Annotated in this window: 8 protein-coding genes and 1 pseudogene; all 9 read left to right on the top strand. The window is 34.7% G+C overall.

Features of this window, described 5'->3' with window-relative positions; genetic code table 11:
* Positions 1–143: 143 nt before the first annotated feature.
* The 9 genes and pseudogenes from MV052_RS10330 to MV052_RS10290 all read left to right on the top strand — a co-directional run bounded on the left by MV052_RS10330 (position 144) and on the right by MV052_RS10290 (position 6,765).
* Positions 144–530 carry a hypothetical protein gene (locus tag MV052_RS10330; protein ID WP_297444055.1) on the top strand — a complete coding sequence of 129 codons (387 nt, stop codon included), beginning with the start codon at positions 144–146 and terminating at the stop codon, positions 528–530.
* A gap of 26 nt (positions 531–556) precedes the next feature.
* Positions 557–805, top strand: coding sequence for a hypothetical protein (locus MV052_RS10325; protein WP_297444053.1), 249 nt, complete (start codon positions 557–559; stop codon positions 803–805).
* 2 nt (positions 806–807) lie between these two features.
* Positions 808–1,104 (top strand): type II toxin-antitoxin system RelE/ParE family toxin, encoded by a 297-nt coding sequence (locus MV052_RS10320; RefSeq protein ID WP_297444051.1) that lies wholly within the window; start codon positions 808–810, stop codon positions 1,102–1,104.
* Positions 1,094–1,345 carry a thiamine biosynthesis protein ThiF gene (locus MV052_RS10315; RefSeq protein ID WP_297444050.1) on the top strand — a complete coding sequence of 84 codons (252 nt, stop codon included), beginning with the start codon at positions 1,094–1,096 and terminating at the stop codon, positions 1,343–1,345. The genes MV052_RS10320 and MV052_RS10315 overlap by 11 nt, the downstream gene beginning before the upstream one ends.
* Before the next feature lie 56 nt (positions 1,346–1,401).
* Complete coding sequence (locus tag MV052_RS10310) at positions 1,402–1,800, top strand: PAS domain-containing protein (RefSeq protein WP_297444048.1); 399 nt, start codon at positions 1,402–1,404, stop codon at positions 1,798–1,800.
* A gap of 1 nt (position 1,801) precedes the next feature.
* Positions 1,802–3,457, top strand: a pseudogene (locus tag MV052_RS10305) (nitrate- and nitrite sensing domain-containing protein); the annotation flags it as partial.
* A gap of 75 nt (positions 3,458–3,532) precedes the next feature.
* Complete coding sequence (locus tag MV052_RS10360) at positions 3,533–4,648, top strand: methyl-accepting chemotaxis protein (RefSeq protein WP_366089452.1); 1,116 nt, start codon at positions 3,533–3,535, stop codon at positions 4,646–4,648.
* A 185-nt stretch (positions 4,649–4,833) separates the two neighbouring features.
* Entirely contained in the window at positions 4,834–5,388 is a 555-nt protein-coding gene (locus MV052_RS10295; protein WP_297444046.1) for a NapC/NirT family cytochrome c, read from the top strand.
* Positions 5,389–5,427: 39 nt separating this feature from the next.
* Positions 5,428–6,765 carry a multiheme c-type cytochrome gene (locus tag MV052_RS10290; protein ID WP_297444057.1) on the top strand — a complete coding sequence of 446 codons (1,338 nt, stop codon included), beginning with the start codon at positions 5,428–5,430 and terminating at the stop codon, positions 6,763–6,765.
* Positions 6,766–6,795 lie beyond the last annotated feature (30 nt).

Here is a 6,795-nt window from a genome sequence, read left to right as displayed (position 1 = left end):
TTAAAAAGAGGGCTACTACTTCGTTGAAAATCCTTTAAGCTACTAGTAGCTCATGCGGAATTTCGCCTTGTATTAGCCCTCTTTTTAAGCTTCTGAAATTGGGGTTATTTATGGAGATGTACTTAAAAGAAGGAAAATAAAAAGTGTTTGATTTTTTAGATAGTGATTGGTTTAATATCGGGCTTGAAGTTGTATTTATTATCTTAATCTCTTATGATGTAAAGAAATATTTTGAGACAAAAAAACGAGAGTACATTATAAATATAGTACTGACGATAGGTTTCGCAATCTGGGCACTCTACCCTTACTATACTTCTTATGTGGGTTGGGAAGAGTCACAAAAAGAGAAAATGATAAGCACTTGTGATAAAGAAGATGCCAATACCACAAAACTTTGTAAATGTATTGACGATGCACTATTTAAAGGTTTCACACATGATGAGTATATTGCTTTAGATAAAAATGGCAGTGAATATCAAGAGTTTATCAAAGAAGCAAAAGAGGATTGTTTGGATGATTCGTGGTTTTGATGTATAATTTAAGCAAGGGGTGAGTGATGCAAACAATTCAACTACAAGTAAAAGATAATTATGCAAAAAATATTTTAGAGATTTTAGAAAACTTAAAAGGTGTGATGATAGAGAGTGTGGAGATTCAAAAAGATAAAAATCTTGAGTATGACCCTTATTTTTATGAGAGAAAAGCACAGTTAGACAAGACCATAGAAGCTGTTGATAACGGAACAATGGAGATGTATGATTTTAATGAATCAGTAGATGCTTTAATACATAAACTTGAGCAATAACTATGTTAATTGTTGAGACAAAGCTATTTCAGATACAGAGAGATGTTGTTGTGGAATATGTTGCAAAGGATAAAAAAAATGCAGCAATTAGATTTGTTAAAGAGTTGAAAAAGCAGGTTAATAATTTAACAAACTTTCCCTACAAATGTCGTGTCTCTTATTATCACAATGATGAAAATACCAGAGATATGATATTTAAAGGTTGCACCATCATTTACAGGGTGTCTCAAGAACAGCAACGCATAGAAATATTAGAGATTTTTAACAAAAATATGCCGGTAAATAATAATGAAGCATAAAGAGTATGATCTGACAAGTCCTCTTGTTTGTGAGGGGATTATTGGTGATGGTTGTGGTGGAGGTCGCATTTTTTATGTTGCTGATGAAAAACTTCAAGTCTTTGACCCTATAACAAAAGAGTCGATGGTGCTTTTGAACGAGGTGAAAAATGTTCAAAAGATAAGTAAAAAAGGATGTATAATCAGCTTACATTCTAAAGAAAACTCAATCGACTTTAATCTATCTAATATGAAAAATTAATAACATATAAAGTTTTATTTTACTACTATACTTTTAATAAAAATTAAAGGATTATAATGGCTTCTCAAGAGATAGTCTTAGATAAAAAAGCTTTTTTAGTCTCAGAGACAGACACAAAGGGCATTATTCGTTTTGCAAATGATGAGTTTTGTCACTATGCAGGGTATAGTGTGGAAGAACTCATTGGTAAACCACATAATACAGTGCGTCATCCAGATATGCCTCGTGCTGCGTTTAAAGATTTGTGGGCTACGGTAAAAAGTGGTAAAAAATGGCGTGGCTTTGTAAAAAACAGTACAAAGGATGGAAATTATTACTGGGTATTTGCAACAGTGTATCCTTTTACCTCTTGTGATGGTGAACCTGGATATATCTCTTGTAGAAGAACAATTTCTCAAGAAGAAAAAGAGAAGTATGAAAAACTTTATAAAGAGATGAGAGCAAAGGAGCGCTAGGATGATGGATTTTTTAACAAAACTTTCAGTAAAAAACAAGATGTTGCTGAATGTCGCTGTGCCTTTAGTTGTTATTATTGTCATAGCTATTGCAGCGAGTTACACACATTTGGATATGAGTCAACAGTATGAACAATATAGTAAAGTAGTTGATTTGGATGAAAAAATCGCTAGACTGTTACACGAAACACAAAAAGAACGTGGAGCAACGGCAGCATTTTTAGGTTCTAAAGGAAAAAAATTCACAAAACGACTTCCTGCGCAAAAACTACAAACAGATAAAAATCTTCAAGAGTTGCAGGCTTTTTTACAAGATGAAAATATCTTGGAACTATTAAAACCAGAAGCAAAAGAGTATTTCTTAAATGCAATGCAGGAACTTAAGAAGTTAAATACTGTTCGCGCAAAAGTTATGCAGCAACAAATCAAAGCAAAAGATGCCATTGAGTATTACACAAAGATGCATCAAAAATTTTTAAACTTTATGGCAAAAGCCTCACTGCAGGCTCCAGATGCTGAGTTGAGTACTCAGACGCTTGCGTATTATAACTTTTTACAATCAAAAGAGAGAGCAGGGATAGAACGTGCGGTTGGTAGTGCTACTTTTGTAAATGATAAATTTGTCAAAGGAGCAAGAACAAAACTTGCAGGACTCATCTCTGAACAGCAATCTTTTTTAAGTAGTTTTGAAACACTTGCTTTGCCGAAAGATGTTGCTTTTGAAAAAGCTACGTTGCAAGGTAAGGTTGTTGATGAGGTGGCTCGTATGGAGCATATCTTGTTGAGTGCTAAAGAGATAGGTGGTTTTGGTGTTGATGCTACTTACTGGTTTGATACGATTACAAAAAAGATAAATAAGCTTAAAAGTGTTCAAGAAAAGATAGAGTCTTCTCTCCTGCCAAAAGATGAACAAAACCAAAAACTCTTCAAGCTTGCTATAGATATAGCAAATTTTTTACATGAGACACAAAAAGAGCGTGGAGCTACGGCTGGATTTTTGGGTTCAAAAGGAAAGAAATTTATTAAAAGGCTTCCCGCACAGAGAATCTTAAGTGATACAAAGCTTGCCCAATTAGAAGCAAACCTAGAACACTTTAAGGCTACTTTTTATTCCAAAGAGTTAGCTAGTAAACTTGAAACAATGCGTAAAAATATTCAAAAATTAAAACAGATACGTACAAAAGTTACATCGCTTCGTATGAGTGCGAAAGGGGCGATAGGATACTATACAGCTACAAATGCTTCTATGTTGGATGTTATAGCGACTATGACACATTTAGCAAAGAGTGTTGCTAGTGAACGTAAAATGCTTGCGTATTATAGTTTTTTAATGGCAAAAGAACGTGCAGGAATAGAGCGAGCGGTTCTGGCTAATACCTTTGTGAGAAATAAATTTTTACCAGGTATGAAAGCAAAATTTGTAAAACTAGTGACAGAGCAAGAGAGCTTTTTAAAAGTATTTACTTCTGTTGCACCTAAGAATATCGTAATTTATTACAAAAAGATAATGCAAGGTAAGGTGATAGAAGAGGTCAATCGAATGCGTAAAATTGCACTTGATGCAAATACCATAGGCGGCTTTGGAATACAAGCAAGCTATTGGTTTGACACGATGACTCAAAAGATAAACTTACTTAAAAAAATAGATGATTCTTTGAGTAATAACCTCAGTGCACTTGCACATCAAAAATACAAAAATGAGAGAAGTGTACTCTATTTATATGTTTCTATAATGCTTTTTATTATTGTCTTTACTGCTATTTTGTCTTGGATGATAAGTAGAAATATTACAAGCTCGGTAGCTAAAATCTCTTTAGGTATTGAACAGTTTCTAGATTTTTTAAATAGAAAACATAATGTGATAGAAAAAATTGACCTTGAAGGCTCAGATGAACTTGCTCGTGTTGCTCATATGGTGAATGAACAAACTGATGCTATAAACGAGGGGATTGAAAACGATATGCTTTGTGTTGGCGAGTCTATCTTAACACTGAACAAAGTACAGCAAGGTTCTTTTAGATGTAGAGTTCAAGCAGAAGCATCAAACCCTCAAATCCAGACATTGGCAAGCACAATTAACAAAATGCTAGATACGCAAGAGAAGGTTATGGATGATATCTTAGAAGGGCTTGATAAATTTACACACTATAACTACCTTGATACAATTACACTTGATAGTAAAATTGGGGGAGAGACAAAAAGGGTTGTAGATCGAGTCAACACTCTTGGTCATGCCATCACAAAACTTTTAAACGATTCTTATAATAATGCAAATATTCTTCTTGAAAGAGCAGATGTGCTTCAAGAAAAAATGCAAGAACTTAACAAGTCTGCTGCTGCACAAGCACAAGAGTTGGCAACCACAACTGGTGCTGTAAATACTATAGCACAAACGATAGAAGAGACTTCACAAAAAGCCAATGAAGTTGTATCGCAATCACAAGATATTAAAAATGTAATGCAAGTTATTGCAGATATCGCAGATCAGACAAATTTACTTGCTCTAAACGCAGCTATTGAAGCAGCTCGTGCTGGTGAGCATGGTCGCGGCTTCGCTGTTGTCGCTGATGAAGTAAGAAAACTAGCGGAAAGTACTCAAAAGTCGCTTGCTGAGATTAATACAACTGTGAGTATATTAACGCAATCTATAACTGATGTAGAAGCAAACATAGTGGAGCAAAGTGAAAGTGCAAATTCTATCAATAAAGCCGTAGATGAAGTCAATGCCATGACAAATGAAAATGCAAATACAGCAGTAGAAGTAAGTGAAGTTGCCAATGATGTGAAAGAAATGTCATTAAAATCGCTCAGTGAGATTGAAAAAAATCAATTTCGTAAAGAGAAATAAGCTCTGTATAATGCATTTTTTTATTTATAAATGTGATAAAATTTGCTTGAATTTTAACTTATTAAGTTTAAATTATAGTTAGATGAGGTATCATTTTCTTAAGAATAATTGAATATAAAAATTTAATTATTTTAATTCAAAATAAGACTGGTTATGCTGGTTGAACGTAAGGTTAGGGTTGAACTATGAAGCAGGAAGGAAATCACTTTTCTAAAGTGGCTCTATTGGTAATAGTATTAATAGGGGTTGGTATCGGTTCGATGGGTTCCTTTACTACTGCTGTAATGGTAGAAAAAACGTCTGGAGAAGATTTTTGTGCACAGTGTCATACTATGGAACCAATGACACAATCTTATCTAGCGGATATTCATGGAGGTAATAACAAGGAAGGTCTTCGAGCAAAGTGTGTTGATTGTCATTTGCCACATGATTCACTGTTTAGTTATTTGGTAGAAAAAGCAAAAACAGGGACACATGATGTATGGGCAGAGCTTACATATGATAAAAGCAAGATTGATTGGCAGGAAAAGAGAAAGCATGCAAAGCATTTTGTTTATGACAGTGGATGTCTTCATTGTCATAGTAATTTAGAAGAAGCAACAATGGGAAGCGCAAAAGCGTTTGTTGCACATAAGGCATACTTTTTAGATAAAAAGAAAAAATGTGTAGAGTGTCATAGTAATGTAGGTCATCATAATCTTGGTGATTATATTTCAAAAACAGGAATTAAGGAGAAATAAATGAAACTGAAGTCATTAGTAGTTACATTTTTGTCAGGGATGCTTTTAAGTGTATCGAGTTTGGTTGCAAAACCTACAGAACATTTGGGGGATATGACAAACAATAAAAACTTGAAAATAACAAGAGGCATGACAGTTGAAGCGAAGCGTTGTGTTGAATGTCATGCAGATAAAACACCTGCACATGTTGATGATTGGAGACAAAGTCGTCATGCTCATGTTGGTGTTTCTTGTATTGATTGTCATAGTGTAAAAAAAGACAATCCTATGGCAGCGCAAAACTGTCCTGGTGTTAAAGGCACAAAAACATATGTTTCTGTATTAGTAAGTCCTAAGACATGTACAAAATGTCATCCAAATGAAGTTGAAGAATTTCAACATAGTGGACATGCTAGAGCTGCATTACAAGTTGCTGCAAAACAAGGTATGCAAGATTTGATGCATAAATTTGAGGGAAGAAATCATCCAAAACTGAAAAACTCTCCTGAAGCGACAGGTTGTATGCAGTGTCATGGTACAATTATTAAACTTGACAAAAATAAACAACCAACTGCTGAAACTTGGCCAAACTATGGTATAGGAAATGTATACCCAGATGGTGGCGTTGGAAACTGTAAATCATGTCATAGTATACATAAGTTTTCTATTGCAGAAGCAAGAAAACCGGCAGGATGTGCTAGTTGTCATCTAGGACCAGATCATCCGGATATCGAAATATACAATAACTCAATGCATGGACATATTTTCAATGCAGAGGGAAGTACATGGAAGTATGATTCAGCACCAGATGCGTGGGAACCAGGTGATTACAGAGCTCCAACTTGTGCAACATGTCATATGAGTGGTATTGGTGAGTTAAAAACAACACATAATGTTAGTAGAAGACTGAAATGGAATATTTGGGCACCTATATCTAAGTTGAGAGATGGTGGATATGAAACTGCTGTAACTGACTTTACAAATAAGAACAAAGTTACTAAAGGTAATCCACTAGCAGGACATCCTGATGGTTCAAAAGCAGGTCGTGCAGAGATGGAACAAGTATGTAAATCGTGCCATATTTCACTTCATACAAAAAGTTTCTTTAAAATGGCAGATCAACATGTAGAGCTTTATAACGAGTATGCTAAAGAAGCTAAAGGTATGATTGATGAGTTAGGTAAAAAAGGTCTAATGATGAAAGATAAATGGGCTGATCCTGCTTTCAAAGTATGGTATCATCTGTGGCATCATCAAGGAAGACGTATGAGACAAGGGGCATTGATGGGTGGTCCTGACTACGCTCACTGGCATGGTGTTTTTGAGCTACAACAAGATATCCGTGAATTACGCGCAATTTATAACAAAAGAATAAAAACTGGAAAAATTGACGAGTAATCATAAAATTATCAAAGGGAAGAGTCAATC

The organism is Sulfurimonas sp. (assembly GCF_026988655.1).
Classification (GTDB): domain Bacteria; phylum Campylobacterota; class Campylobacteria; order Campylobacterales; family Sulfurimonadaceae; genus Sulfurimonas.
Note: the sequence above shows the minus strand (reverse complement) of the source record. Positions and strands in the feature narration are given on the sequence as shown.

Coding starts and splice junctions, on each gene's coding strand:
- MV052_RS10325 (WP_297444053.1), top strand. CDS start 557: ATGCAAACAATTCAACTACAAGTAAAAGATAATTATGCAAAAAATATT.
- MV052_RS10320 (WP_297444051.1), top strand. CDS start 808: ATGTTAATTGTTGAGACAAAGCTATTTCAGATACAGAGAGATGTTGTT.
- MV052_RS10315 (WP_297444050.1), top strand. CDS start 1,094: ATGAAGCATAAAGAGTATGATCTGACAAGTCCTCTTGTTTGTGAGGGG.
- MV052_RS10310 (WP_297444048.1), top strand. CDS start 1,402: ATGGCTTCTCAAGAGATAGTCTTAGATAAAAAAGCTTTTTTAGTCTCA.
- MV052_RS10360 (WP_366089452.1), top strand. CDS start 3,533: ATGCTTTTTATTATTGTCTTTACTGCTATTTTGTCTTGGATGATAAGT.
- MV052_RS10295 (WP_297444046.1), top strand. CDS start 4,834: ATGAAGCAGGAAGGAAATCACTTTTCTAAAGTGGCTCTATTGGTAATA.
- MV052_RS10290 (WP_297444057.1), top strand. CDS start 5,428: ATGCTTTTAAGTGTATCGAGTTTGGTTGCAAAACCTACAGAACATTTG.